At 68.6% G+C, this 24,172-nt stretch carries 22 protein-coding genes; 8 read left to right on the forward strand and 14 right to left on the reverse strand.

Translation table 11 applies throughout. The annotated features are described in order from the left end of the window. The first annotated feature begins 109 nt into the window (after nt 1-109). Entirely contained in the window at nt 110-1,435 is a 1,326-nt protein-coding gene (locus tag ACSFA5_RS25935; RefSeq protein WP_435447065.1) for a benzoate/H(+) symporter BenE family transporter, read from the forward strand. Then, complete coding sequence (gshB, locus tag ACSFA5_RS25940) at nt 1,435-2,394, forward strand: glutathione synthase (RefSeq protein WP_435446920.1); 960 nt, start codon at nt 1,435-1,437, stop codon at nt 2,392-2,394. Before ACSFA5_RS25935 ends, gshB begins: the two co-directional genes overlap by 1 nt. 28 nt (nt 2,395-2,422) lie before the next feature. Here the strand turns inward: gshB and ACSFA5_RS25945 are convergent, their stop codons facing one another. The 4 genes from ACSFA5_RS25945 to ACSFA5_RS25960 form a co-directional block, all read right to left on the reverse strand. Further along, nucleotides 2,423-4,645: a TonB-dependent receptor gene (locus tag ACSFA5_RS25945; RefSeq protein WP_435446921.1), complete on the reverse strand. Its 2,223-nt coding sequence runs from the start codon at nt 4,643-4,645 to the stop codon at nt 2,423-2,425. Nucleotides 4,646-4,765: 120 nt separating this feature from the next. Beyond that, nucleotides 4,766-5,533 carry a class II glutamine amidotransferase gene (locus ACSFA5_RS25950; RefSeq protein ID WP_435446922.1) on the reverse strand — a complete coding sequence of 256 codons (768 nt, stop codon included), beginning with the start codon at nt 5,531-5,533 and terminating at the stop codon, nt 4,766-4,768. Between the two features lie 70 nt (nt 5,534-5,603). Continuing rightward, nucleotides 5,604-6,752 carry an ABC transporter substrate-binding protein gene (locus ACSFA5_RS25955; protein WP_435446923.1) on the reverse strand — a complete coding sequence of 383 codons (1,149 nt, stop codon included), beginning with the start codon at nt 6,750-6,752 and terminating at the stop codon, nt 5,604-5,606. Between the two features lie 81 nt (nt 6,753-6,833). Continuing rightward, nucleotides 6,834-8,345, reverse strand: a complete 1,512-nt coding sequence (locus tag ACSFA5_RS25960) for a DHA2 family efflux MFS transporter permease subunit (protein ID WP_435446924.1) — start codon at nt 8,343-8,345, stop codon at nt 6,834-6,836. 124 nt (nt 8,346-8,469) lie between these two features. On the opposite strand from ACSFA5_RS25960, the gene ACSFA5_RS25965 reads away from it, so the two are divergent. Next, a complete protein-coding gene (locus ACSFA5_RS25965; protein WP_435446925.1) occupies nt 8,470-9,828 on the forward strand; it encodes a zinc-binding metallopeptidase family protein in 1,359 nt (452 codons plus the stop codon). Here the strand turns inward: ACSFA5_RS25965 and ACSFA5_RS25970 are convergent. From ACSFA5_RS25970 to ACSFA5_RS25990, 5 genes are all read right to left on the reverse strand, one after another. Beyond that, entirely contained in the window at nt 9,819-10,055 is a 237-nt protein-coding gene (locus ACSFA5_RS25970) for a cysteine-rich CWC family protein (RefSeq protein WP_435446926.1), read from the reverse strand. The genes ACSFA5_RS25965 and ACSFA5_RS25970 overlap by 10 nt on opposite strands. Beyond that, nucleotides 10,052-11,308: a 6-phosphofructokinase gene (locus ACSFA5_RS25975; RefSeq protein WP_435446927.1), complete on the reverse strand. Its 1,257-nt coding sequence runs from the start codon at nt 11,306-11,308 to the stop codon at nt 10,052-10,054. The genes ACSFA5_RS25970 and ACSFA5_RS25975 overlap by 4 nt, the downstream gene beginning before the upstream one ends. A 55-nt stretch (nt 11,309-11,363) precedes the next feature. Next, complete coding sequence (locus ACSFA5_RS25980) at nt 11,364-12,167, reverse strand: enoyl-CoA hydratase-related protein (protein ID WP_435446928.1); 804 nt, start codon at nt 12,165-12,167, stop codon at nt 11,364-11,366. A gap of 2 nt (nt 12,168-12,169) precedes the next feature. Beyond that, nucleotides 12,170-13,360: an acetyl-CoA C-acetyltransferase gene (locus ACSFA5_RS25985; protein WP_435446929.1), complete on the reverse strand. Its 1,191-nt coding sequence runs from the start codon at nt 13,358-13,360 to the stop codon at nt 12,170-12,172. 128 nt (nt 13,361-13,488) lie between these two features. After that, a complete protein-coding gene (locus ACSFA5_RS25990) occupies nt 13,489-13,827 on the reverse strand; it encodes a DUF2917 domain-containing protein (RefSeq protein WP_435446930.1) in 339 nt (112 codons plus the stop codon). Nucleotides 13,828-13,909: 82 nt separating this feature from the next. Here ACSFA5_RS25990 and ACSFA5_RS25995 point away from each other — a divergent pair, with 82 nt between their 5' ends. After that, a complete protein-coding gene (locus ACSFA5_RS25995; protein WP_435446931.1) occupies nt 13,910-14,845 on the forward strand; it encodes a LysR substrate-binding domain-containing protein in 936 nt (311 codons plus the stop codon). A gap of 34 nt (nt 14,846-14,879) precedes the next feature. Here the strand turns inward: ACSFA5_RS25995 and ACSFA5_RS26000 are convergent, their stop codons facing one another. Beyond that, nucleotides 14,880-15,458, reverse strand: coding sequence for a fasciclin domain-containing protein (locus tag ACSFA5_RS26000; protein ID WP_435446932.1), 579 nt, complete (start codon nt 15,456-15,458; stop codon nt 14,880-14,882). Further along, nucleotides 15,455-15,676: a hypothetical protein gene (locus ACSFA5_RS26005; RefSeq protein WP_435446933.1), complete on the reverse strand. Its 222-nt coding sequence runs from the start codon at nt 15,674-15,676 to the stop codon at nt 15,455-15,457. Before ACSFA5_RS26005 ends, ACSFA5_RS26000 begins: the two co-directional genes overlap by 4 nt. 198 nt (nt 15,677-15,874) lie before the next feature. Between ACSFA5_RS26005 and ACSFA5_RS26010 the strand changes: the two genes are divergently transcribed. Next, complete coding sequence (locus ACSFA5_RS26010) at nt 15,875-16,093, forward strand: hypothetical protein (RefSeq protein WP_435446934.1); 219 nt, start codon at nt 15,875-15,877, stop codon at nt 16,091-16,093. 133 nt (nt 16,094-16,226) lie between these two features. Here the strand turns inward: ACSFA5_RS26010 and ACSFA5_RS26015 are convergent, their stop codons facing one another. Next, nucleotides 16,227-17,549 carry an MFS transporter gene (locus ACSFA5_RS26015; RefSeq protein WP_435446935.1) on the reverse strand — a complete coding sequence of 441 codons (1,323 nt, stop codon included), beginning with the start codon at nt 17,547-17,549 and terminating at the stop codon, nt 16,227-16,229. A gap of 129 nt (nt 17,550-17,678) precedes the next feature. Continuing rightward, nucleotides 17,679-19,862, reverse strand: a complete 2,184-nt coding sequence (locus tag ACSFA5_RS26020; RefSeq protein WP_435446936.1) for a malate synthase G — start codon at nt 19,860-19,862, stop codon at nt 17,679-17,681. Between the two features lie 143 nt (nt 19,863-20,005). Here ACSFA5_RS26020 and hisC point away from each other — a divergent pair, with 143 nt between their 5' ends. Further along, nucleotides 20,006-21,046 carry a histidinol-phosphate transaminase gene (gene hisC, locus ACSFA5_RS26025; protein WP_435447066.1) on the forward strand — a complete coding sequence of 347 codons (1,041 nt, stop codon included), beginning with the start codon at nt 20,006-20,008 and terminating at the stop codon, nt 21,044-21,046. Nucleotides 21,047-21,186: 140 nt separating this feature from the next. Here the strand turns inward: hisC and ACSFA5_RS26030 are convergent, their stop codons facing one another. Next, nucleotides 21,187-21,927, reverse strand: coding sequence for an IclR family transcriptional regulator (locus tag ACSFA5_RS26030; RefSeq protein ID WP_435446937.1), 741 nt, complete (start codon nt 21,925-21,927; stop codon nt 21,187-21,189). A gap of 126 nt (nt 21,928-22,053) precedes the next feature. Here ACSFA5_RS26030 and ACSFA5_RS26035 point away from each other — a divergent pair, with 126 nt between their 5' ends. Together ACSFA5_RS26035 and ACSFA5_RS26040 are read left to right on the forward strand one after the other, a co-directional pair. Next, entirely contained in the window at nt 22,054-22,989 is a 936-nt protein-coding gene (locus ACSFA5_RS26035) for a hydroxymethylglutaryl-CoA lyase (RefSeq protein ID WP_435446938.1), read from the forward strand. Then, on the forward strand, nt 22,982-24,172 hold the full coding sequence (locus ACSFA5_RS26040) for a CaiB/BaiF CoA transferase family protein (protein ID WP_435446939.1): 1,191 nt from the start codon (nt 22,982-22,984) through the stop codon (nt 24,170-24,172). Before ACSFA5_RS26035 ends, ACSFA5_RS26040 begins: the two co-directional genes overlap by 8 nt.

Consider the following 24,172-nt stretch of genomic DNA (forward strand, 5'->3'; position numbering starts at 1 on the left):
CAGCAATTCCTGTGCCCGATCGTTGACATTCTTGAATTGAGATTGTCGACAATTCGATGGCTGAATTGTCAATGTGGCGTGCCGTTTGCACACGGGTCGAGCCTGCCGCCTGGACGCATGCCGGCATGCCGCAGCACGGCGGCACAATCGCGCGATGCGATTTTTCAAGGACCTGAGCCTTTCGGCTTTCACCGCGGGCTTCGTTGCCGTGCTCGTGGGCTTCACCAGCTCGGTGGCCATCGTGTTCCAGGCCGCCCAGGCGTTCGGCGCCACGCCGGAAATGGCGGCCTCGTGGATGTGGGCGCTGGGCATCGGCATGGGCCTGGCCTCGGCGCTGCCGTCGCTGTGGTGGCGCCAGCCCGTCATGATTGCCTGGAGCACGCCCGGCGCGGCCGTGCTGGCGGTGGCGGGCATGGGCTACAGCATGAACGAGGCGGTCGGCGCCTTCATCGTCTGCGCGGTGCTGATGGTGCTGGCGGGTGCCACCGGCTGGTTCGAGCGCGTCATGAACAAGATCCCGATGGCCATCGCGTCCGCGTTGCTCGCCGGCGTGCTGGCGCGCTTCGGGCTCGGCGCCTTCATCGCGGCGCAAACGGCGCTGCCGCTGGTGCTGCTGATGCTCGGCACCTACCTCGTCGCCAGGCGGCTGATGCCGCGCTACGCGGTGCCGCTCACGCTGCTGGTGGCCATCGTGTTCGTGGCGGCGCGCGGCCAGCTGGCATGGTCGGCGGTGCATTTCTCGCTCACCTGGCCGGTGTTCACGATGCCGGTCTTCAGCTGGCAGGCCATCGTCAGCCTGGCGCTGCCGCTGTTCGTGGTGACCATGGCCTCGCAGAACCTGCCGGGCGTGGCGGCCATCCGCGCGGCGGGCTACGGCGGGCTGCCGGTCGGCAAGCTCATCACCATCAGCGGGCTGACCACGCTGGTGCTGGCACCGTTCGGCGCCTTCGCGCTGAACCTGAGCGCCATCACCGCGGCCATCTGCATGGGCCGCGAGGCGCACGAAGACCCGGCGCGGCGCTACACGGCCGCCGTGAGCTGCGGCGCGATCTACGTGGTGATCGGGCTGTTCGGCGCGGCCGTCACGGGGCTGCTGACAGCGTTTCCCAAGGAACTGGTCGCGGCCATCGCCGGGCTGGCGCTGCTGGGCACCATCGGCGGCGGGCTGGCGGCTGCCGTGCGCGACGAGTCGCACCGCGAGGCGGCGCTGATCACCTTCCTGGTCACGCTCTCGGGCGTGACGCTGGCGGGCATCGGCTCGGCTTTCTGGGGCGTGGTGGCCGGGGCGGTGGCGCTGGCGGTGCAGCAGATCGGCCGCTCGCCAGGCTCGAAAGCCTTTGAAAAGGCCCCGCCCGGCAAGGACATCGCCCCTTCCGGCAACATCGCGCCCGATACCCCTCACGCCGCCGCTCCCGGCGCCGGAAAGAACATCTGATGAAAAACATCCTCTTCGTCGCCGATCCGCTGGCCCAGTTCAAGATCTACAAGGACACCACCTTCTCGATGATGCGCGAGGCCCAGCGCCGGGGCCACCGCATCGCGGCCTGCCTGCCGCAGGACATCCAGTGGAAGTCGGGTGGGCTGGTGACGGCCAACGTGCAGCAGATCACGCTCACCGGCGATGCGAAAGACTGGTACACGGTCGACATCGCCGAAGGCAAGGCGCTGAAGGACTTCGACGCCGTGCTCATGCGCAAGGACCCGCCCTTCGACGCCGAGTACATCTATTCGACGCACCTGCTGCAGCAGGCCGAGCGCGAAGGCGCGCGGGTGGTCAACTCGCCGCGCGCGCTGCGCGACCACCCCGAGAAGCTCGCGATCATGGAGTTTCCGCAGTTCGTGACGCCCACCCTCGTGACGCGCAGCGCGCAAGCCGTGCGCGACTTCCATGCGGAGCACGGCGACATCATCCTGAAGCCGCTCGACGGCATGGGCGGCATGGGCATCTTCCGCGTGAAGCAGGACGCGCTGAACCTGGGCTCCATCGTCGAGACGCTCAACAAGGACGGCGCCGAGACGATCATGGTGCAGCGCTTCGTGCCCGAGGTGGTGCAGGGCGACAAGCGCATTTTGATCATCGCGGGCGAGCCGGCGCCCTTCGTGCTGGCGCGCATTCCGCAGGGCACCGAGGTGCGCGGCAACCTGGCGGCCGGCGGCAAGGGCGTGGCGCAGCCGCTCACCGCGCGCAACCGCGAGATCGCCGAGGCCATCGGCGGCGTGCTGGCACCGCGCGGTCTGCTCTTGATCGGGCTCGACGTGATCGGCGATTCGGTCACCGAGATCAACGTGACCAGCCCGACGTGCTTTCAGGAGATCACCGACCAGACGGGCTTCGACGTGCCGAAGATGTTTGTCGATGCGCTGGAGGCGCACCTCGCGCACCTCGCCAATTAAGTAGCGCGAGGGGCGCAGGCGCCTGCGGTCAGAAGTCGATCGTGCCGCTCACAGCGAAGGTGCGCGGCGCGCCCAGCACCAGGTAGTTGGAGCCTTGCGTGCCGCCCACCGACGCCCAGTACGACTTGTTGAACAGGTTGTCGATGCGCGCGCGCAGCGTGAGCGCGCGTCCGTTGCCCAGGTCGACCAGGTAGCGCGCGCCGATGTCGAAGCGCGTCCACGACGGCACCGACTGCGTGTTGGCGGCGTTGGCGTACTGCTTGGAGGTGTAGAGCAGGCGTGCGTTCAGCGCCAGGTTACGCAGGCCGGGCACGTCCCACTCGGCGCCCAGGTTGGCTTGCTGCCTGGCCACGCCGATGGCGTTCAGGCCGTCGGTGGCGCCGCCTTGGGTGTTCTTCTGCTTGGCGTCGAGCAGCGTCACGCCGCCGAGCAGGCGCAGGCCCTTCACGGGCTGGCCGAACACCGAGAACTCCAGGCCCTGGTTGCGCTGCTTGCCGTACAGGCCGTAGGTCTGGCCCGCGTAGGCGTAGGTGGGCTGGTCGGTGGTGAAGAACGCGGCGCTGGCGCCGAGCGTGCCGCCGTCGTACTTGACGCCGACTTCCTTCTGCTTGGCCTGGTACGGCGCGAAGATCTCGCCGCTGTTGGTGACCGGGCGGTTGTTCGCCGTGCCGGGCGCCACGTTGCCCTTGACCAGGCCTTCGATGTAGTTGGCGTAGGCCGACACGTTCGGCGTGATCTTGAACACGATGCCGGCCACCGGCGTGGTCTTGCTCTTGTCGTAGGTGCTCGTCTGCTTGAGCGTGGTGTAGGCGAAGCTGGTCTGCTCAATGGTCTGGCGGCGCGCGCCGAGCGTGACGAGCAGGCGGTCGTCCATGAAGGTCATGGTGTCGGCGATGGCCACGCTGGAGGTGTCGATCTTGTCGGTCAGGCGCGGGTCTGCCAGCGTGTTGCCGACGAAGCCGCCCGCGCCGTTGGCGATGGGGTACGGCGATGCGTACGGCGCGTAGATGTTGTTGCGCACACTGCCCGACGAGATGGCGTAGGCGTTGTCGCGGTCGTTGCTGTACCTGGCCACCGAGGCCACCACGGTGTGCTTCACCGGGCCGGTGGCGAAGTTGCCGCGCACGCCGAGTTCGGCCGTGCCGATGCGGTCCTTGCGGGTGTTGCTGAAGCGCGTGTTGCTGGTGTCGCCGAAGGCGTTGGTCAGCGTCGGGTTCGACAGCACGTTGTCTTCGTCGCTGCGGCGCACGCCGCCGGCGGCCCAGGCCGTGATGTTGTCGGTGATGTCGACTTCGCCGCGGAAGGTGGCGAACTTGTCCTTTTCCTTGGAGTAGGTCCAGGGCTGGGCGAAGTTGGCGCGGGCGTCGGGCGCGCGCGGAATCGGCAGCGTGGAAGAGGGCGTGACGCTGGGTCGGCCGTCCTTCAGGTCGAAATCCTGGTAGCCGAAGTCGGCCGACAGGCGCACGTTGCGGTTGTGCCAGTCGAGGCCCACGCCGAAGGCGCTGAGCTGCTGGCTCTCGTTCTTGATGCCGGTGCCGCCTTCGCGGCGTACCGCGTTCACGCGCACGCCCAGGCTATCGTCAGGGCCGAAGCGGCGCGCCAGGTCGAGGTTGACGAAGCCCTGGCCGCCGGTCTGCACGCCGAAGCCCACGCGCGTGAGCGGTTCGTTGGGCGCGCGCTTGGGCAGCAGGTTGATGGCACCGCCGATGCCGCTGCCGCCGGGGGCCGCGCCGTTCAGGAAGGTGTTGGCGCCGCGGAACACTTCCACGCGCTCGAAGAATTCGGAGGCGATGTACTGGCGCGGCAGCATGCCGTACAGGCCGTTGTACGAGACGTCGTCCGAGAACACGGGGAAGCCGCGCACCACGTACAGCTCCTGGAAGTTGCCGAAGCCGCGGGCCTGGCGCACCGACGGATCGTTCAGCAGCACGTCGGCCACGCTCTTGGCCTGCTGGTCCTGGATCAGCTCGTTGGTGTAGTTGGTGCTCGAGAACGGCGTGCTCATCATGTCCTGGTTGCCCAGGATGCCGACCCGCCCGCCGCGCGCGACCTGGCCGCCGGCGTAGGGCTTGGTGAGGCCTTCGGCCGAGGCGTCGGCGCTGGCTTCCACGTTCACCGTGGACAGCGTGCCGCTGGAGGCCGCAGCAGCAGCGGGTACGGCCGTGGTGGTCTGGGCCAATGCCGCTACGGCATGGAGCGCAAGCAGCGATGCGGCCACGGTAGGCCGGAGATGGAGCGAAGGAGCGGGCATGGGTCGTCCGAAAAGATGCAAATGAGAACCGTTATTGTTCCCGTGTTCGTACCTGCCCACCGATACTTTCATGCGCTGTTGCTAAAAAGTGTCAGTCCAAAGACCGCACTTTGTTTGCAGTCAGACCCCCGACAAGCGCCCGTCCACGAACACATGCAGCTCACCGGGCACGAACTGCGTCCACGTTTCGTTGGTGGTGAGCGGCGCGGTCACCACCACGGCCACGCGGTCGGTGGGCGTGGTGTGCTGCGCGAAGTCGATGGCCAGGTCTTCGTCCGACAGCTGCGCGGTCACGAAGGGGTGCCGGCGCTCCACGTACCAGAGGTTGGTGGAGGCATGCGCCCACAGTGCCTGGCCGTTGGACAGCATGAAGTTGAAGGTGCCGTGGCTCGCGAGCTGCGGCGCCAGTTCGCGCAGCGTGAGCGTCAGCTCCTCGATGCTCGGCACGCCGGCGTGCGACTTGGCCAGTTCCTGCATCAGCCAGCAGAAGGCGTGTTCGCTGTCGGTGTTGCCCACGGGGTGGAAGTTGCCGTGCAGCCGCGGGCGAAAGTTCTTCAGGTCGCCGTTGTGGGCGAACACCCAGTAGCGCCCCCACAGCTCGCGCACGAAGGGGTGGCAGTTCTGCAGGTTCACCTCACCCTGCGTCGCCTTGCGGATGTGCGCGATGACGTTGCGGCTCTGTATGGGGTAGCGGCGAATGAGCTCCGCCACCGGCGATTCGCACGCCGGCTGGTGGTCGACGAAGTGGCGCAGCCCCAGGTCCTCGAAGAATGCGATGCCCCAGCCGTCCGCATGGTGGTCGGTGCGGCCGCCGCGTTGCGCGAACCCCGTGAAGCTGAAGGTCACGTCGGTCGGCGTGTTGCAGTTCATCCCTAGCAATTGGCACATGGCAGTGATTAGACCGCGATTCGCGCCAGCCCCTGCCCGCCGAACCGCTTGCCTGACCGTCGGACTGCGGCTAGCGGATGAATTTGCCCTCTTTGGTCACCCGCACCATTTCGATGAAGCGCGAACCCGTGTTGCTCGGGCCCGTGAAGTCGATCTCCATGCCCCCGATGCGCAGCTTCATCGCCTTCAGCGCCGTGTGCAGCCGGGCGCGCGTCAGGTCGCGGCCGGTGCGGCGCAGGCCCTCGATCATCACCAGCGCGTTCACATAGCCCTCGTAGGCCAGGTAGCCGATGTCCACCTTGGCGCGTTCGGCCAGCTGGCGGAACTCGCGCGCGGCCGTGTCGACCTCGCTCCACGGGTAGGGCACGATCTGCGAAATGGCCAGCCCGCTGGTTTTGTCGCCCACCAGCTTGGCCGTGACGTCGCCCGGCACGATCGACATGCCGTAGTACATCTGGCGCCCGCCGGCCGCCCAGGCCGCCTTCATCACCTCGCCGCCGATGCCGCCGCCCAGGTACATGATCACGGCCTGCGCCTTGCTGTCGGCCAGCGCCTTGCCCGATGCCTCGTTGGTCGTGCCGTCACCCTTGACCGCCACGGCGGCCTCGGGCTTCAGCTTGAGCGTGGCCAGCGCGGCCTCGACCAGCTGGGCCACTTCGGCGCCGCCGGGGTTGTCGAGGTAGGCCACGCCGATCCGCGTCACGCCGATGGTGGTCAGGTGCTGCACCAGCGCCTGGGCCTCGCGGGCGAAGGTCGCGCGCACGAAGTACCCGGCGCCGCCCATCTTTTCGCGCGCCGTGTCCGACACCGCATAGCCGCCCACCGTCGGCGCGCCGCTCTGGTTCACCACCTTGGCGCCCGCTGCCGTGGTGCCCGAGCCCACGCAGCCGAAGAAGGCGAAGACGCGGTGCTCCGCCAGCAGCTTCTCGTAGTTGGCCAGGGCCTTCTCGGGCTTGAGCTCGTCGTCGAGCGAAACCACCTTGATCTTGCGGCCCGACAGCCCGCCCTGCGCATTGACCGCATCGAAGGCCAGCCCGGCCCCCGCCATCACCACCTTGACCGGCACCCCGAGCGGGCCGCTCAGGATGCCGGTGTGGCCCAGCACGATGTCGGTGTCGGTGACACCGTTCTCGGCGGCGAAGGCGGACGAAACAGGGCCGAGAGGGCCAAAGACGGCCCCGGCCGCGGCCGAGGCGGCGATGAAGTTTCTGCGGTGCATGGGAACCCGAGTGCGATCTGGACCATTTGGATACAACTGATAACAATTGAATGCCAAAGTCCCCGCTTCCGTCGCCGGGGTTTACCCCGTGTTGCGTGCAGGCCCACTGGCCGTCGTGGCCCCTGTGCGCAACTGCCACGCCGCGCAGATCGCCAGCGCGCACAGCCCGGCCAGCATGGCGAACACCTCGTCGAAGGCCGCCAGCCGCGCCGGGCTGGTCATCGGGTTGGCCAGCGAATCGCCGTGCGCCGCCAGCCGCCACTCGAGCACGATGGCGCACAGGCTCACGCCGGCCGCGCCGCCCAGCATGCGCACGAAGTTGATGGCGCTTGCGCCCTGCGGAATCAGCGGCTTGGCCAGCGGGCGCATCGAGCCCAGGTTGAGCGAGGGCAATATGAACCCCAGCCCGATGCGCCCGATGACCGCGAACGCCACCAGCAGCCACAGCGCGCTGTCCAGCCGCAGCACGATCATCAGCGCGAACGACGCGGCCAGCAGCGCCAGGCCGATGGTCACCAGCAGCCAGGTCGGGTGCCGGTCGGCCAGCCGGCCCACGCCGGCGATGGTCAGCGCCAGCACGAGGCCCGCCGGCAGCAGGATGGTGCCCACGTGCGACGCCGACAGCTGCAGCCCCACCTGCATGTACACCGGCAACAGGTAGGTCGAGCCGAACAGCGCCGTGCCATAGATGAAGGCCACCACGCTGCCCATGGCGAACTGCCGGTACCGGAACAGCGCCAGGTTCATCAGCGGCGTGCCGCCCGAGGCCGCCAGCCGCCGCTGCCACCACACGAAGGCGGCGAACCCCGCCAGCGCGCCCAGCAGCAGCAGCGCGGCCTGCAGCGGCGAGTCGCCGCGCAGCGCCACCAGCCCGTTCAGCAGGCACAGCGTGCCCACGGTGCCCAGCGCCAGCCCGCGTGCGTCGAGGCCGCTGCCGCGCACCGCGGCCACGCCGCCCGGCGCCGTCTTGGGCACGAACTTGTAGGCCAGCCAGATCGAGGCCAGGCAGAACGGCACCACCATGAAGAAGATCGAGCGCCAGCCGAACAGGTCGACCAGCACCCCGCCGATGCTCGGCCCGATGGCCGGCGCCAGCACCACGCCCATGCCGAAGATGCCGCTCGCGCGCCCCTGCTCGTGCGGCTCGAAGGCGCGCAGGATGATGATGGCCGGAATGGGCTGCACCACGCCCGCCGCCAGCCCCTCGGCCACGCGCGCGAACAGCACCAGCGAAAAATTGTTGGCCAGCCCGCCCGCGATGCCCCCCGCGAGCAGCAGCAACATGGTGCCGACGTAGGTGCGCCGGTAGCCGTAGCGCGACAGCAGCCACGGCGTGGTGAGCATCGACACCGTCATCGCCACCATGAAGCCAGAGCTCACCCACTGCGCGCGCTCCTGGCCGAGCGAGAAGTGGTGGCTCATGCCGGGAATCGCCACGTTGACGATGGTCGAGGACATGATCGACGCCATCGTTCCCACCATCACCGACAGCAGCAGGTACCAGCGGTAGCGCTCGCCGTAGCGTTCGCGCAGGGTGCCGATGGACGGTGGGGCCGGCGCGGTCGCGGCTTCTGAAGGCTGTGGGGAGGTCATGGGGCGGCGGGATGTCTGGGGGTCCGTCGTCCTACAAGCATATCGGCGATTGCATGGCGGAGGACGCGGTGGGCAATCGCACAATGCAGCGGCTGTCCCCTCCGCGTCAAGACCGATACACCCCATGAACTCCCCCGTGAACGAACAAGCCGCCCTTGCACAGGACGTGGCGTCACAGCCCGAAGGCGCGACCACGCTCGCCACCGAACTTGCCGCACCCACCGTCAGCCGTTCGTACCGCTGCCAGTGCGGGCGCCCCGTGTTCCTGCGCAACAGCCAGTGCCTGGCCTGCCGCACGCCGCTCGGCTATGTGGCCGACCGCTTGGGCGTCATGCCGCTGGCACCGGCGCAAGGCGCGGGCGCACCGCCCGACACCTTCACCGTGTTCGGCGACCCGCAAGGCCCCGTGTACCGCCGCTGCGCCAACCTCATGACCTCCGCGGCCTGCAGCTGGATGGTGCCCGCCGCGCGTGACGGTGAAGCGTTGCCCATCGACATGCACGGCCTGGCGCCGGGCTTCTGCCTGGCCTGCAGCGTGACGCGCACCATTCCCGACCTGTCGCAGCAGGCCAACGGCGTTTTCTGGGGCAAGCTCGAACAGGCCAAGCGCCGGCTCGTCTCGCAGCTGCTGGCGCTGGGCCTGCCGGTGGTGAGCCGCCACGCCGACCCGGTACACGGCCTGGCCTTCGATTTCCTCAGCAACATGCCCGGCGCCCCACACGTGATGACGGGCCACGACGACGGCGTGATCACCCTGAACGCCGAGGAGGCCGAAGACGCGGTGCGCGAGCGCATCCGCGCCGAGATGCGCGAGCCCTACCGCACGCTGCTGGGCCACTTCCGCCACGAGATCGGCCACTACTACTGGGACCTGCTGGTGCTGCCCACGCCGTGGATCGACGACTTTCGCGCGCTGTTCGGCGACGACCGCGCCGACTATGCGACCGCGCTGCAGGTGCACTACGACCAGGGCCCGCCGCCCGACTGGGCCGACCGCTATGTGAGCAGCTACGCCAGCACGCACCCGTGGGAAGACTGGGCCGAGACCTGGGCGCATTACCTGCACATGGCCGACACGGCCGACACCGCCATGAGCTTCGGCGTGGACGCCTCCAACGTCGAGTTGACCAGCGACCTCTTCACCGTCGACGACCTTTGGCAGCCCGACCACGCCGACGCGGCGAAGTTTCTCGACTTCATCAACGGCTGGGTCAAGCTCACCAACGTGCTGAACGAGCTGTCGCGCAGCATGGGCCAGCCCGACTACTACCCCTTCGTGCTGCCGCGCGCGGCCGTGGGCAAGCTGCAGTTCATTCACCGCGTGATCACCGAGCAGCGCCCGGGCAGCGCGCCATCGATGGTGGTGGCCAGCGAGGTGACTGCGGCACCGGCGCTCGACGCTGCGGCGCCCATGCAGTCGCAATCGCAGGGCCAGTCGCAAAGCCAATCGCAAACGCAGTCGCAGGATTTCGTTCAGTCCTGAGGCGCTGGCGCGTCCGTCGCTCCCGTGGCGCAGCGCGCGCATATGCATGCCAGGCCGCGCATGTCTTCGGGCAGGTTCGTGAGCGGCGCGTTGCTGAAGTCCACCTGCATGCACCAGCACGCAGGCTGCGGCTGGCCGGTTTCGCGCTCGACTTCCATCGCGCATCGGTTCGGCGCGCCGCAGAGCGGGCAGCGTGTGGCGTCGATGACCGCGGCGGCGGGGGTCATGCGAGCTCGAAGGCCGGCAGCTTCTTCGCCACCGAGACATTCTTCAGCGTCACGTACACCGGCAGGCCGCCGCTGTAGGCCGGGTAGTCCTCGCCCTCGATCAGCGGCAGCAGGTAGCGCCGGCACTTCTCGGTGATGCCGTAGCCGTCGTGCGAAATGAAATCGCGCGGCATCGGCTTCTCTACATTGGCGACCGACTCGAGCGGCGCGCTGCCCAGCGTGTAGGCGTAGGGCACGTCGGACGTGCGCTCGATGGTCGGCATCACCGCGTTGCGGCCTTCCAGCGCGAGTTCGACCGCGCGCTGCCCCAGCTCGTAGGCCTGCTTCACGTCGGTGGCCGAGGCGATGTGCCGCGCCGCGCGCTGCAGGTAGTCGGCCACCGCCCAGTGGAACTTGTGGCCCAGCGCGTCCTTCACCATCTGCGCCACCACCGGCGCCGCGCCGCCCAGCTGCGCATGGCCGAAGGCGTCGCGCGTGCCCTGCTCGGCCAGGAAGGTGCCGTCGGGGTGGTGGCAGCCTTCGGACACCACCACCGAGCAGTAGCCGTGCTGCTTCACCAGTTCGTCGACACGCGCGATGAAGCGCGCCTTGTCGAACTCGATCTCCGGGAACAGCACCACCACCGGAATGCCCTGGTCGGCGGCCAGCCCGCCCGCCGCGGCGATCCAGCCCGCATGCCGGCCCATCACCTCGAGCACGAACACCTTGGTGGAGGTGGCCGCCATCGAGCGCACGTCGAACGAGGCCTCGATCGTCGACACCGCCACGTACTTGGCGACGGAGCCGAAGCCCGGGCAGCAGTCGGTCAGCGGCAGGTCGTTGTCGATGGTCTTGGGCACGTGGATGGCCTGCAGCGCATAGCCCATCGACTGCGACAGCTGGCTTACCTTGAAGCAGGTGTCGGCCGAGTCGCCTCCGCCGTTGTAGAAGAAGTAGCCGATGCCGTGCGCCTTGAACACCTCGATGAGCCGCTCGTACTCGCGCCGGTTCTTCTCCAGCGACTTGAGCTTGTAGCGGCACGAGCCGAAGGCGCCCGAGGGCGTGCTGCGCAGTGCGGCGATGGCTTCGGCCGATTCGGCGCCGGTGTCGATGAGTTCCTCGGTCAGCGCGCCGATGATGCCGTTGCGTCCGGCGTAGAGCCGGCCGATACGCTCGGGGTGTTTTCGCACCGTCTCGATCACGCCGCAGGCCGACGCGTTGATGACCGAGGTGACACCGCCCGACTGGGCGTAGAAGGCGTTGAGGATGGGCATGCGGGCATTCTCCCGCAGCCCTCCGGCAGGCGCCAGTGTCAGGATGTCAGCGCGCTCAGCGGCTTTCGAACACCGGCGGGCGCTTCTGCAGGAAGGCGCTCACGCCCTCGCGGAAGCTGGGGCTGTCGATCAGCGTGCGCTGGCGTTCGCTTTCGTAGTGCAGTTGTTCCTTGAGCGTGTGGCGCTCGGAGGCCTCGAAGGCTTCGCGCGCCTCCACCACCGCGTGCGCGGGCAGTCGTGCCAGGCGTTGCGCGATGGACCTGGCTTCTTGCGTCAGCTGCTCGTCGTCCACGCAGGCCCAGATCAGGCCCCACTGCACCGCGCGTACCGCGTCCACGCGCTCGTCGAGCAGCGCCATGCCCATGGCGCGCGCCCGGCCGGCGAGGCGCGGAATCGCCCAGGTGCAGCCCAGGTCCGGCACGATGCCCAGCTTGGGCAGGAAGGGCAGGTAGAAGTAGGCGCTGCGTGCCGCAATGGTCACGTCGGCCGCCAGCGCCAGCCCCACGCCGGCACCGGCCGCCGGTCCGTTCACCGCGGCCACCACCGGCACGGGCAGCGTGCGCAGCGTTTCGATCAGCGGGTTGCTCAACGCCTGCATCGCCTCGGCAGTCTGCGTGCCGAGCGACTTGCCGGCCTCGCCCGGCGCCATCGCGCTCAGGTCCGCGCCCACGCAGAAGGCCTTGCCCGCGCCCGTGAGGATCACAGCGCGCACCGCGCGGTCACCGCGAATGCGCTCCAGCGCATCGCGCAGTTCCACTTGCAGGTCGCGCGCGATCGGGTTGAGCTTGGCCGGCAGGTTCAGCGTGAGCGTCGCGATGCCGTCGTTCAGGTCGTACAAGACGAATGGCTGGTCGCTCATGCTCACAGCCTTTCGACGATGGTCACGTTGGCCATGCCGCCGCCTTCGCACATGGTCTGCAGGCCGTAGCGCTTGCCGCGCTGGCCGAGCGCGTGAACCAGCGTGGTCATCAGCTTGGTGCCCGAGGCACCCAGCGGATGGCCCAGCGCGATGGCCCCGCCGTTCACATTGAGCCGCGCCGGGTCGGCGCCGAGCGCCTGCAGCCAGGCGATGGGCACGGGCGCGAAGGCTTCGTTCACTTCGTACAGGTCGATGTCCTCGATGCGCATGCCGGCTTTCTTCAGCGCGCGCTGCGTGGCGGGCAGGGGCGCCTCCAGCATGACGACCGGGTCGTGCCCCATCACGCTCATGTGGTGGATGCGCGCCAGCGGCTTCACGCCCAGCGCCTTCAAGCCGCGCTCGTTCACCACCAGCACGCCGCTGGCGCCGTCGCAGATCTGGCTGGCCGTGGCCGCGGTGCAGCGCCCGCCCTCGGCGATGAGCTTCACGCCCGCGATGCCTTCCAGCGTGGCCTCGAAGCGGATGCCTTCGTCCACCGTGTGCCGTTCGCCGGCGCCTGTGCCTGTGCCGGTCCCGTCCCCCAGCAGGATCTCGATGGGCACGATCTCCTCGTCGAACGCGCCCGCGCGGGTGGCCGCGATGGCGCGGTGGTGGCTCTCCAGCGCATAGCGGTCGAGCGCGTCCTTCTCGATGCCGTAGTTCTTCGCGATCATCTCGGCGCCGGTGAACTGGCTGAACGCCACGCCGGGGTAGCGCCGCGCCATCGCGGGGCTCATGTAGGTGCCCAGTCCGGCCTTGGCCGGCAGCGCATTGGGCGTGAACATCGGCACGCGCGTCATGCTCTCGACGCCGCCGGCAATCACCGCGTCCATCGCGCCCGACATCACCGCCTGCGCCGCGAAGTGCAGCGCCTGCTGCGACGAGCCGCACTGCCGGTCGACCGAGGTGCCCGGCACGGATTCGGGCAATCGTGACGCCAGCACCGCGTTGCGCGCGATGTTGGTCGCCTGTTCGCCCACCTGGCTCACACAGCCGAGGATCACGTCCTCCACCGCCGCAGGGTCGATGCCGCTGCGCGCCACCAGCGCGTCGATCACCTGCGCCGCCAGGTCCGCCGGGTGCCAGCCCGCGAGCTTGCCGCCGCGCCGGCCGCCGGCCGTGCGTGCCGCGGCCACGATGTATGCCTCTGCCATGTTCATGTCCTTCAGGTAACGGGAATTCGGGGTGCCCCAAAGCAGAAAGGCCGCCCGTCACGGACAACGGCGGCCATCGATGCGTCAGGACTCATGGGCATCGATGGTTCGACGCCCATGGCCCTCGGTCAAGCCGGGGACAACCCGTGGGGCAGGAGTCGCCAAGGCGACCGTGCCTGCGTGCGGCGCGTCAGGGGAATGGCAGCGGCTTGCGCGTCGGACACCGTGATGCACGAGGCCTCCAGCGCGGAGACCAGCACGCGCCGGTGGTCGGTGCTTTCGAAGCGTTCGCCCGGCGCGAGCACGATGTCGCGCGGGTCGCGGTCGAGCGTGACCCAGACCGAGCCGCTGCGGCATTCGATGCCCACCCCGGCACCGTCGGGCACGGCGAAGACGGCGCGGTGCGGCAGGCTGACGTGGAAGCGGGAGGCGTCCGAGGATGGATGGGAGGGGTAGGTGTTGCTCATGGCAAGCTCCATTGCATTCGTGATACGAATGAATATAGTGAGCCGCACCCTCCTTTACACGCGGTCATTCGGAACTCGTTGCATGCACCCAGAGAATGCGAAAGCCTTCGGCGCGCAGCCTGCCGACCTGCCGCCGCTCGAGCTGCTGCGCAGTTTCGAGGCGGCCGCGCGCCGGCTGAGTTTCACGCTGGCGGCCGGCGAACTGCACCTGACGCAATCGGCCGTGAGCCGGCAGATCCAGCAGTTGGAAGCCAGCCTGGGCGTGCCGCTGTTCGAGCGCCGGCACCGCGCGCTGTCGCTCACCGAGGCCGGCGGCGTGCTGCAGCGCGCCGTCACCGACAGCCTGGAGCGGCTGCGCGACGCCACGGCACGCGTGCGCGCGGCCTCCGCGCCGCGCCAGGTCGCGATCACCACCACGCCGGGCTTCGCTTCGCTGTGGCTCATTCCGCGGCTCGCGCGCTTCACCGGCAACCATCCGCAGGTCGACGTGCGCGTGTCGGCCACGCTGGACGTGCTCGACATGGAGCGCAGCCGCATCGACGTCGCGGTGCGGCTCATGCCCATCGGCAAGGGCGTGGGGCCCGCGCTGTTCGAGGAATCGGTGGTGCCGCTGTGTTCGCCCACGCTGGCCGATGCCTTGCGCGTGCCTGCCGACCTGGCCGCGCTCACGCTGCTGACGGTCGACTATCCCGACCACAGCGAAGCGCCCCTGGCCGACTGGGAACCCTGGCTCAAGGTGATGGGGCTGGAAGACCTGCGCATGAAGAGCACGCTGCGCTTCACGCAGTACGCCGATGCGGTGGCCGCCGCGGTGGCGGGGCAGGGCGTGGTCATCGGAAGGTTGCCGTTGCTGCGCGAACTGCTGCTCGAGGGCCGGCTGGTGGCGCCGCTGGGCGAGCAGGCCGTGTCGCGGCGCGGCTACTTCGTGGAAACAGCAAAGCGCGCCACGGGCAACCGCGACGCGCTTGATTTTGCGCAGTGGCTGCGCGACGAGGCGGAGGCTGCTCAGCGAACCTGAAAGCTCGCCGCGCCGGTGCCTTGCCGGGAAAGAATCAACCCGGCAGCAGCACCTTGTTCACGACGTGGATCACGCCGTTCGACTGGTACACGTTGGCGATGGTCACCATCGCCGTGCCGCCCTTGGCGTCGGTCACCAGCACGTTGCCGCCGCTCATGGTGGCGGTCAGCGTGCCGCCGCTGGCGGTCTTCAGCACGGCCTTGCCGCCGCCTGCGTTGATGGCGCTCATCAGGGCCGGGCCGTCCATCTTGCCGGGCACCACGTGGTACGTCAGCACCTTGGTCAGCGTGGCCTTGTTCTCGGGCTTGAGCAGCGTGTCGACGGTGCCGGCCGGCAGTGCGGCGAAGGCCGCGTTGGTCGGTGCGAACACGGTGAACGGGCCGGGGCTCTTGAGCGTGTCGACCAGGCCGGCGGCCTTCACTGCAGCCACCAGCGTGGTGTGGTCCTTCGAATTGACGGCGTTGTCGACGATGTCCTTCGTCGGGTACATCGCGGCGCCGCCGACCATCGGGTTCGACGACATGCCGGTGCTGCCGCTGCCGCTCATGCCCATGCCGCCCGCGCAAGCGCCGAGCAGGACCGAAACGCCGACTGCAATCATGAGTTTTTTCATTGAAGGCTCCTGGATAGAAATGGTTCTTGGAAGGTGTCTGTGGAAACCGCCATCAGCTCGGGGGCGCGATGCGCTTGAATCGAATACGGGGGCGCTTCGCGTTTGGATTCGCAGCCGGTTTCAGATTTGTTGCGCGTCGGCTTTGCGCCACAGCCGCGCAGGGCACGCTTGCGCATCGCGCGCGTGCTCGCCAGAATCCGCCCTTCGTTTTTCAGCAACAGTTTCTTTTCACCGCGCCTGGTGACGATCGACCTCCCGGGCGCTCAACGCAACCAATGAACCGTTTCCTGAACACCTGACCCGCACACCGACCGCCCCGGCCGGATGTGCATCCATGCATCCGCCCGAGGCCCTGACGACAAAGGCCCCGCGCAGCCATTCGCCGGGGCTTTCCTGTTTCTGGAGTGTGCGCACAGATGAGTGCTCAACGAAGGGCCCGCGACGACGACAAGCGTCTGGGCCGGTTTTACTTTTCGGTGCCCATGGCGGTACCTCGCAATCCCGTGGTGGCCGCATTGGCCCGCGGCGAATCGAACCAGAACGCAGGCCGCCACCTGCGCACGCACCGCGCGGAGCGGCGTGCGCAGAAGGTGGCGTTGCAGAAGGCTGCGCGCAGCCTGCACCGGGAGGACTGACGGCATGCGCGAAGACATGAGCAAAGTCATCGTCGAGCGGCCTCGCCGCGGCCGCGGCGGCGGTTGCTGCGGCGGCGGTTGCGGCTTCGAGGTTCCCCTGCCCGTGCCGTCCGGGTGACGAGCGGTGAGCGCGCTATGCGGCCGGAGCCGGTGCGGTGCCCTGCGAGCGCGGCAGCCAAAGAAACGCGAGCGTTCCCACGGCCAGCATGCCCGCCACCGTGAGGAACACCGCGCGGAAGGGCTCGGCACCGTGGTCCACGGCCCACGACGCGGCCACGCCGGTGGTCCACTGCATGAGCGACACGCCGAGGAACATGGCCATGTTCATCAGCGCCAGGGCGCGTCCCGTCATGGCCGCGGGGTACGCGTTCTTGGTGTACGCGTACTGCAGCACGCTGTAGCCGGAGAGCAGGCCATAGACGATCGGCAGGCCGATGTCGATCGCGCGCGAATTCGTGAACGCCATGGCGGCGAACATCAGTGCGCCGGCGAGCGCGCAGCCCATCATCCAGCGAGCGCGCCGTGCACCGCCCGGGTCCATGCGCCCGAACAGTGCCGGGCTGATCATGCCGGCGACCGTCATCACCAGCGCCACGTTGCCGCTGGCGACCAGCGACAGGCCGTGGCGGTCGTGCAGCACCGGTCCCAGCCACAGGCCGCGCAGCGTGATGAACGCCGCGTAGGACACGCAGGCGAAGCAGAGCAGGCCCAGCGTGTGCGGCATGGCGAACAGCGGCAGCAGTTCGCGCACCGCCTTGCCCAGCGACTTGCGCTCGGCCGGTGCAGCCTGCGGATCCACGTGGTCTGTTGCACGGGCAGGTTCGCGCACGCGCCAGAAGATGACCACCCACGAGAGCACCGCGAAGCCGGCCAGCACCGCATAGCCGGCGCGCCATGAAGCCGCCTCGATCAGCAACGCCAGCGGCGTGCCAGTGAACACGATGCCCAGGCCGGCCATGCTCATCACCAGCCCCGACATGGCGGTGAAGCGCGAGGCATCGAAGTGCCGCGCGATGAACACCGTGCACGCCAGGAAGGCCGGCGCGCAGCCGATGCCGATCAGCGCCTGTCCCAGCAGCAGCGCGTGGTAGTTCGGCGCCACCGCGCACAGCGCGGCGCCGGCAACGGCCAAGGGGAAGGCGGTGAGCACCGTGCGGCGTACGCCGAACATGTCGATCGACACGCCCATCGCGAGCTGCATGATGCCGAAGGCGAAGTGAAAGGTGCCGGCCCACATGCCGAGCTGCTGCGGCGTGAGTCCGAAGTAGCCGGTGAGCGGCGTGGCCATCATCGCGCCGACCGTGCGGAAGGCCTGGCTCAGCGCGAAGGCCGAGGCCAGCGCGACCAGCATGGCGGCTGCCGAAGACGACCAGCGGGGGGGAGGGGAAGGAGAAGGAGATGCCTGCGCGGCATGGCCGGCGCGCGGCGGGGGCGGCGGGGCCGCGTTCGTGTTCATCGAGAGGGAGGGCGCTGGAAGAAGGGAGGGCGGCATGGATGCTAATGGCATGCCGCCCTTCATGCAGAACGGCGCCCTCGGGCGCCGTTCGTTCGCTTCAGCCCGGCGGAGTGCCGGGCAGGGAAAGGATCAAGCCTCGCCCTTGACCTTCAAACGCCACGCGTGCAGCAGCGGCTCTGTATACCCGCTCGGCTGCTCGATCCCCTTGAAGACCAAGTCCTGCGCCGCCTTGTAGGCCGCCGAGGTATCGAAGTGCCCGGCCATCGGCAGGTACTGCGCGTCGCCCGCGTTCTGCTCGTCCACCACCTTGGCCATGCGCTGGAAGGTCTCGTCGACCTGCGCCCTGGTCACCACGCCGTGCAGCAGCCAGTTGGCGATGTGCTGGCTGGAGATGCGCAGCGTGGCGCGGTCTTCCATCAGGCCCACGTTGTGGATGTCGGGCACCTTGGAGCAGCCCACGCCCTGGTCGATCCAGCGCACCACGTAGCCCAGGATGCCCTGCACGTTGTTGTCGATTTCCTGCTGGCGCTCTTCGGCCGTCCACTTGGCTTCGGCCGCAATCGGCACCTGCAACAGCGCATTCAGGATGTTGTCGCGCTCCGCGTCGGCGTCGATCTTTTCCAGCTCCTGCTGCACGGCTGTCACGCTGACCTGGTGGTAGTGCAGCGCATGCAGCGTGGCGGCGGTGGGCGAGGGCACCCACGCGGTGTTGGCGCCGGCCTTGGGGTGCGCGATCTTCTGTTCGAGCATCGCGGCCATCAGGTCGGGCATGGCCCACATGCCCTTGCCGATCTGCGCCTTGCCGCGCAGGCCGCACGACAGGCCCACCAGCACGTTGTTCTTTTCGTAGGCGCCGATCCACGCGCTGGACTTCATGTCGCCCTTGCGGATCATCGGGCCGCCCTGCATGGCGGTGTGCATCTCGTCGCCGGTGCGGTCGAGGAAGCCGGTGTTGATGAAGGCCACGCGCGCAGCCGCTTCGGCGATGCAGGCCTTCAGGTTCACGCTGGTGCGGCGCTCCTCGTCCATGATGCCCAGCTTCACGGTGTTGGCGGGCAGGCCGAGCAACTGTTCGACGCGGCCGAACAGCTCGCTCGCGAAAGCCACTTCGGCCGGGCCATGCATCTTCGGCTTGACTATGTAGATGCTGCCGGTGCGCGAGTTGCCCTTGCGCTTCAGGTCGATGGTGGCGATGGTGGTGGTGACCACGGCATCGAGGATGCCTTCCGGAATTTCCTTGGTGCCCTGGCCGGAGGCATACAGGATGGCCGGGTTGGTCATCAGGTGGCCCACGTTGCGCAGGAACATGAGCGAGCGGCCGTGCAGCTTCACGCTCTGGCCGTCGGCGCCGGTGTATTCGCGGTCGGGGTTCAGGCCGCGCGTGAAGGTCTTGCCGCCCTTGGCGACTTCTTCGGTGAGCGAGCCTTCGACGATGCCCAGCCAGTTCGCGTACGCCACCACCTTGTCGGCCGCGTCGACCACGGCCACCGAGTCTTCCAGGTCGAGGATGGTCGAGAGCGCGGCTTCGAGCACCAGGTCGCTCACGCCGGCCGCGTCGGTCTTGCCGATGGCGGTGCTGCGGTCGATGCGGATGTCGAGGTGGATGCCGTTGTGCTTGAGCAGCACCGACGACGGCGCGGCTGCGTCGCCCTGGTAGCCGATGAACTGCGAAGCGTCGGCCAGGCCGGTGCTGCTGCTTTGCAGCGCGACGACGAGCTTGCCGTCTTTCACGCTGTAGCCGGTGGCCTGCTTGTGCGAGCCGTTGGCCAGCGGCGCGGCCTGGTCGAGCACGTTGCGCGCGAAGGCGATGACCTTGGCGCCGCGCACGGGGTTGTAGCCCTTGCCCTTTTCAGCGCCGTCGGCTTCGGAGATGGCGTCGGTGCCGTAGAGCGCGTCGTACAGCGAGCCCCAGCGCGCGTTGGCGGCGTTGAGCGCATAGCGCGCGTTCAGGATCGGCACCACCAGTTGCGGGCCGGCCTGCAGCGCGAGTTCGGAGTCGACGTTCTCTGTGGTGGCCTTGGCGCCCTGGGGTGCCGGCAGCAGGTAGCCGATCTTTTCGAGGAAGGCGCGGTAGGCCGGCATGTCGGCGATGGGGCCGGGGTTCGTCTTGTGCCAGCCGTCGAGCTCGGTCTGCAGGCGGTCGCGCTCGGCCAGCAGGGCGATGTTCTTCGGTGCGAGGTCGCTCACGATGGCGTCGAAGCCCTTCCAGAAGACGTCGCTGGCCACGCCGGTGGCGGGCAGGACCTTGTCTTCGATGAAGCGGTGGAGCTCGGTCGCGACCTGGAGTCCGTGGGCGGTGGTGCGGGCAGTCATGGGGTTTCTCCTTGAGAAAGATGCAATCTTGGATCGAACTTTATTCGATACTTTGCTGGCGAGTAAGAGCCGGAAGCGGGATTTATCTGTGACAAAAATGAATGTAATCGACGGTGCTTGACCAGCGATGCAAAGGGTAGGCACTGACAGGTGCCCCGCAAGCGCGAGATATATTTAACTTCTTAAATGAATCCGGACCCGCTCCCATGATCCTCCTGGCCTCCAACGAAAACCCCCTCGGCATGCCCGAATCGGCCCGGCGCGCGGCCGCCGCGGCGCTCGAAGGCGCGGGCAATTACCCCGACAGCAACGGCACCGCGCTGAAGAACGCGCTGGCGGCCCGGCTCGACGTGCCGCCCGACTGGCTCACCCTCGGCAGCGGGTCGAGCGAAATCCTCGAGCTGGCGGCGCAGGTGAGTCTGAAGCCGGGCGAGGGCGTCGTCTATTCCCAGTACGGCTTCGTCGTCTATGCGCAGGCTACGGCGCATGCGCATGCGCGCGCCACCGTCGTGCCGGCGCGGGAGTTCGGCCACGACCTGGGCGCCATGCGCGCCGCCATCGGCGACGACACCCGGCTGGTGTTTGTCGCCAACCCCAACAACCCGACCGGCACCTTCATCGATGCCGCACCGCTGCTGGCCTTTTTGCAGTCGGTGCCGTCGCACGTGACGGTGCTGCTGGACGAGGCCTACACCGAGTACCTGTCGCCCGCGCAGCGCTACGACAGCGTCGCGTGGGTGCGGCGCTTTCCGAACCTGATCGTGGCGCGCACCTTTTCCAAGGCCTTCGGCCTGGCCGGGCTGCGCATCGGCTATGGCGTGTCGCAGCCGCCGCTGGCCTTGCGCATGAACGCGCAGCGCCCGCGCTTCAACGTAACCACGCCGGCGCAGGCCGCCGCGGTGGCCGCGCTGGACGATGCGGAGTTTCTGGCGCGCACCTACGAACTCAACACCACCGGACGCGACCAGCTTGCCGCGGGCTTCACCGAACTGGGCCTGGCGTACATCCCTTCGTCGGGCAACTTCCTGATGGTGCAGGTCGGCGATGCGCAGGCCGTGCATGCGCGCCTGCTGGTCGCGGGCATCGAGGTTTCGCTGCTCGGCCCGTACGGCCTGCCGCAATGGCTGCGCGTGAGCGTCGGCCTGCCCGAGCAGAACAAGGCCGTGCTCGCAGCGCTGAACTGACTCCGTATTTCTCCCTCCCCTTCCGGGGGAGGGCCGGGGTGGGGGCCATCGGCGTATCAGGCACCAGCGGCGCATCCAAGGCCGCGTGCCCCCATCCCAGCCTTCCCCCGGGAGGGGAAGGAGCAATGCCGAAGGCCGCGTCAGACCTGTCCGCCGAGCTCCGTCGCCGCGGCGCGCACGGGCTCGATGTAGCGCTCGTCGTATCGGTGCGTGGGCATCGTCAGCGTGACGGCCGCGGCCAGGCTGCCGTCCGCATGGAACACCGGCGCCGAGATGCCGGCCAGCTCGGCCGTGCGGTCGCCCACCACCGCGCAGTAGCCCTGCGCGCGAATGCCGTCGTACAGCTTTCGCTCCTTCGCGCCGCGCGGCAGCCCGGCCTCGGGCCCGAAGGCGATCAGCACCCGCGCGCCCGCGCCGCGGTCGTTGGGCAGCAGGTCGCCCACGCGCACGTGGTCGCGCACCACGTGCGACGAATCGATGCGGAACTGGCACAGCCGCGCCCAGCTGTCGCCCTGGACTTGCCGCACGTGGTAAGCCGCGCTTTCGCCCGTGGCCGCTGCCAGTGCGCGCAGCACTGGCAGCACGATGCGCTCCAGCGACTGCGACACCGTGTACAGCCCGTGCAGCCGCGCGATCTCCATGCCCAGCGCATAGCGCCCGTCGTCCTGTCGGCGGATCAGCCGCGCGTGCTCCAGCGAGGCCAGCAGCCGCAGCACCGTGCTCTTGTAGAGCTGCGTGCGCTCGGCGAACTGGGCGAGCGACAGGGCTTCGTCGCCCGGCTGAAAGGCCGACAGCAGGCTCAGCGCGCGGTCCACCGCGGCGGCGCCGCCGGGGGCGGCATTGAGGTCGGAAACCGATTCGGTCTGGGCTTTGCGGGGCATGGGTGCGCTTGACAGTGAAAGTCGATTGGCAGTCTAATTCTGTTTAACGGAATTTAGTTCTGTCTAGCAGAACTGTCAAGCGGCCCACTCCGAACCCTGCCGGACCGCTTCAAGGAGACAAAGTCGATGACATCCCCCGACGTCCTCATCAGCGAGGTCGGCCCGCGCGACGGCCTGCAATCGGTCAAGGCCACCATGCCGACCGCGGACAAGCTGCGCTGGATCGATGCGCTCTACGCCGCCGGCGTGCGCGAGATCGAGGTCGCCTCTTTCGTGCCCGCCAGGCTGCTGCCGCAGATGGCCGACGCGGCCGACGTGGTGCGCCACGCCGTCACGCTGCCCGGCCTCGTGGTGATGGCGCTGGTGCCCAACCGCAAGGGCGCGCAGGCCGCGCTCGAAGCCGGCGTGCACAAGCTCACGATGCCGGTGTCGGCCAGCGTGGCGCATTCGCTGGCCAACGTGCGCAAGACGCCCACCGAGATGGTCGAAGAGGTGCGCGCCATTGCCGACCTGCGCCGCGCCATCGCGCCGCAAGTGAAGCTGGAAGCCGGCATTTCCACCGCCTTCGGCTGCACGCTGCAGGGCCTGGTGCCCGAAGACGAGGTGATCCGCCTGGCCGCGCAGTGCATCGAAGCCGGCGCCGACGAGTCGGGTCTTTCGGACACCGTGGGTTATGCCAACCCCGCGCAGGTGCGCCGCCTGTTCAAGCGCCTGCGCGCCGAAATCGGCCGGCATGCCGGCGCGGCCCACATGCACAACACGCGCGGCCTCGGCATTGCGAACTGCCTGGCGGCGTGGGACGAAGGCGTGCGCACCTTCGACGCCTCGCTCGGCGGCCTCGGCGGCTGCCCCTATGCGCCGGGCGCCTCGGGCAACGCAGTCACCGAAGACCTCGTGTTCATGTTCGAAGCCATGGGGGTGCGCACCGGCATCGACATCCACAAACTCATCGCGGCGCGCGCGCCGCTCATGGCCGGCCTGCCCGGCGAACCGGTCTACGGCATGACGCCCGAAGCCGGGCTGCCCAAGGGCTTTGTCCAGGAAACCACCGTGCATGTCTGAAGCCAATCCCCTGCCGTACGCCGGCATCCGCGTCGTCGAGTTCACGCACATGGTCATGGGCCCGACCTGCGGCCTGCTGCTGGCCGACCTGGGCGCCGAGGTCATCAAGGTCGAGCCCATCGAGGGCGACAACACGCGCCGCCTGCTGGGCTCGGGCTCGGGCTTCTTCCCGACCTTCAACCGCAACAAGAAGAGCATCGCGCTCGACCTGAAGCAGCCCGAGGGCGTGGAGGCCGCGCTGCGCCTCATTGCCACGGCCGACATCGTGAGCGAGAACTTCAAGCCCGGCACCATGAAGAAGCTGGGGCTCGACTACGAGACGCTCGCCAAGCTCAACCCGCGCCTCGTCTATGTGAGCCACAAGGGCTTCCTGCCCGGCCCCTACGACCATCGCACCGCGCTCGACGAAGTGGTGCAGATGATGGGTGGCCTCGCCTACATGACCGGCCGCTCGGGCGACCCGCTGCGCGCGGGCACCAGCGTGAACGACATCATGGGCGGCATGTTCGGCGCCATCGGCGCGATGGCCGCGCTGCGCCAGCGCGAGCTCACGGGCAAGGGCTGCGAGGTGCAGTCCGCGCTGTTCGAGAACAACGTGTTCCTGGTGGCGCAGCACATGATGCAGTTCGCCGCCACCGGCAAGCCCGCCGACCCGATGCCCAGCCGCATCTCGGCCTGGGCCGTGTACGACGTGTTCACCGTGAAGGACGGCGAGCAGATTTTCCTGGCGGCCGTGAGCGACAAGCAGTGGGCCATCTTCTGCAAGGCCTTCGGCCTGGAAGACATGCTGGCCGACCCGCGCCTGAAGACCAACAACGACCGCGTGCGCGCGCGCGACTGGATGATGCCGATCCTGCGCTCGCACCTTGCGAACCACAGCGCGGCCGAACTCAGCGCCGTGTTCGAGCAGAACGAGCTGCCCTTCGCCCCCATCACCAGGCCGCAGGACCTGTTCGACGACCCGCACCTGAACGCCACCGGCGGCCTGGCGCCGGTGCGCATGAACGACGGCCGCATGGCCAAGGTGCCGCTGGCGCCGTTCACGCTGGGCGGTGAACGCCCCGGCATCCGGCTGCAGCCGCCGCACATCGGCGAGCACAGCCGCGAGCTGCTGAAAGAAGTGGGCTACAGCGATGAAGAAATCGCTGCGCTCCGGACACACCACATCACCCTCGGAGACTGA

Origin of the sequence: Variovorax monticola, from assembly GCF_051216855.1 — a bacterium.
GTDB lineage: Bacteria > Pseudomonadota > Gammaproteobacteria > Burkholderiales > Burkholderiaceae_C > Variovorax.

Coding starts and splice junctions, on each gene's coding strand:
- ACSFA5_RS25995 (WP_435446931.1), top strand. CDS start 13,910: ATGCACCCAGAGAATGCGAAAGCCTTCGGCGCGCAGCCTGCCGACCTG.
- ACSFA5_RS26015 (WP_435446935.1), bottom strand. CDS start 17,549: ATGAACACGAACGCGGCCCCGCCGCCCCCGCCGCGCGCCGGCCATGCC.
- ACSFA5_RS25990 (WP_435446930.1), bottom strand. CDS start 13,827: ATGAGCAACACCTACCCCTCCCATCCATCCTCGGACGCCTCCCGCTTC.
- ACSFA5_RS25970 (WP_435446926.1), bottom strand. CDS start 10,055: ATGACCCCCGCCGCCGCGGTCATCGACGCCACACGCTGCCCGCTCTGC.
- ACSFA5_RS25955 (WP_435446923.1), bottom strand. CDS start 6,752: ATGCACCGCAGAAACTTCATCGCCGCCTCGGCCGCGGCCGGGGCCGTC.
- ACSFA5_RS25950 (WP_435446922.1), bottom strand. CDS start 5,533: ATGTGCCAATTGCTAGGGATGAACTGCAACACGCCGACCGACGTGACC.
- ACSFA5_RS25945 (WP_435446921.1), bottom strand. CDS start 4,645: ATGCCCGCTCCTTCGCTCCATCTCCGGCCTACCGTGGCCGCATCGCTG.
- ACSFA5_RS25975 (WP_435446927.1), bottom strand. CDS start 11,308: ATGCCCATCCTCAACGCCTTCTACGCCCAGTCGGGCGGTGTCACCTCG.
- ACSFA5_RS25960 (WP_435446924.1), bottom strand. CDS start 8,345: ATGACCTCCCCACAGCCTTCAGAAGCCGCGACCGCGCCGGCCCCACCG.
- ACSFA5_RS26020 (WP_435446936.1), bottom strand. CDS start 19,862: ATGACTGCCCGCACCACCGCCCACGGACTCCAGGTCGCGACCGAGCTC.
- ACSFA5_RS26000 (WP_435446932.1), bottom strand. CDS start 15,458: ATGAAAAAACTCATGATTGCAGTCGGCGTTTCGGTCCTGCTCGGCGCT.
- gshB (WP_435446920.1), top strand. CDS start 1,435: ATGAAAAACATCCTCTTCGTCGCCGATCCGCTGGCCCAGTTCAAGATC.
- ACSFA5_RS26030 (WP_435446937.1), bottom strand. CDS start 21,927: ATGCCCCGCAAAGCCCAGACCGAATCGGTTTCCGACCTCAATGCCGCC.
- ACSFA5_RS26010 (WP_435446934.1), top strand. CDS start 15,875: ATGAGTGCTCAACGAAGGGCCCGCGACGACGACAAGCGTCTGGGCCGG.
- ACSFA5_RS25985 (WP_435446929.1), bottom strand. CDS start 13,360: ATGGCAGAGGCATACATCGTGGCCGCGGCACGCACGGCCGGCGGCCGG.
- ACSFA5_RS26040 (WP_435446939.1), top strand. CDS start 22,982: ATGTCTGAAGCCAATCCCCTGCCGTACGCCGGCATCCGCGTCGTCGAG.
- ACSFA5_RS25980 (WP_435446928.1), bottom strand. CDS start 12,167: ATGAGCGACCAGCCATTCGTCTTGTACGACCTGAACGACGGCATCGCG.
- ACSFA5_RS25965 (WP_435446925.1), top strand. CDS start 8,470: ATGAACTCCCCCGTGAACGAACAAGCCGCCCTTGCACAGGACGTGGCG.
- ACSFA5_RS26035 (WP_435446938.1), top strand. CDS start 22,054: ATGACATCCCCCGACGTCCTCATCAGCGAGGTCGGCCCGCGCGACGGC.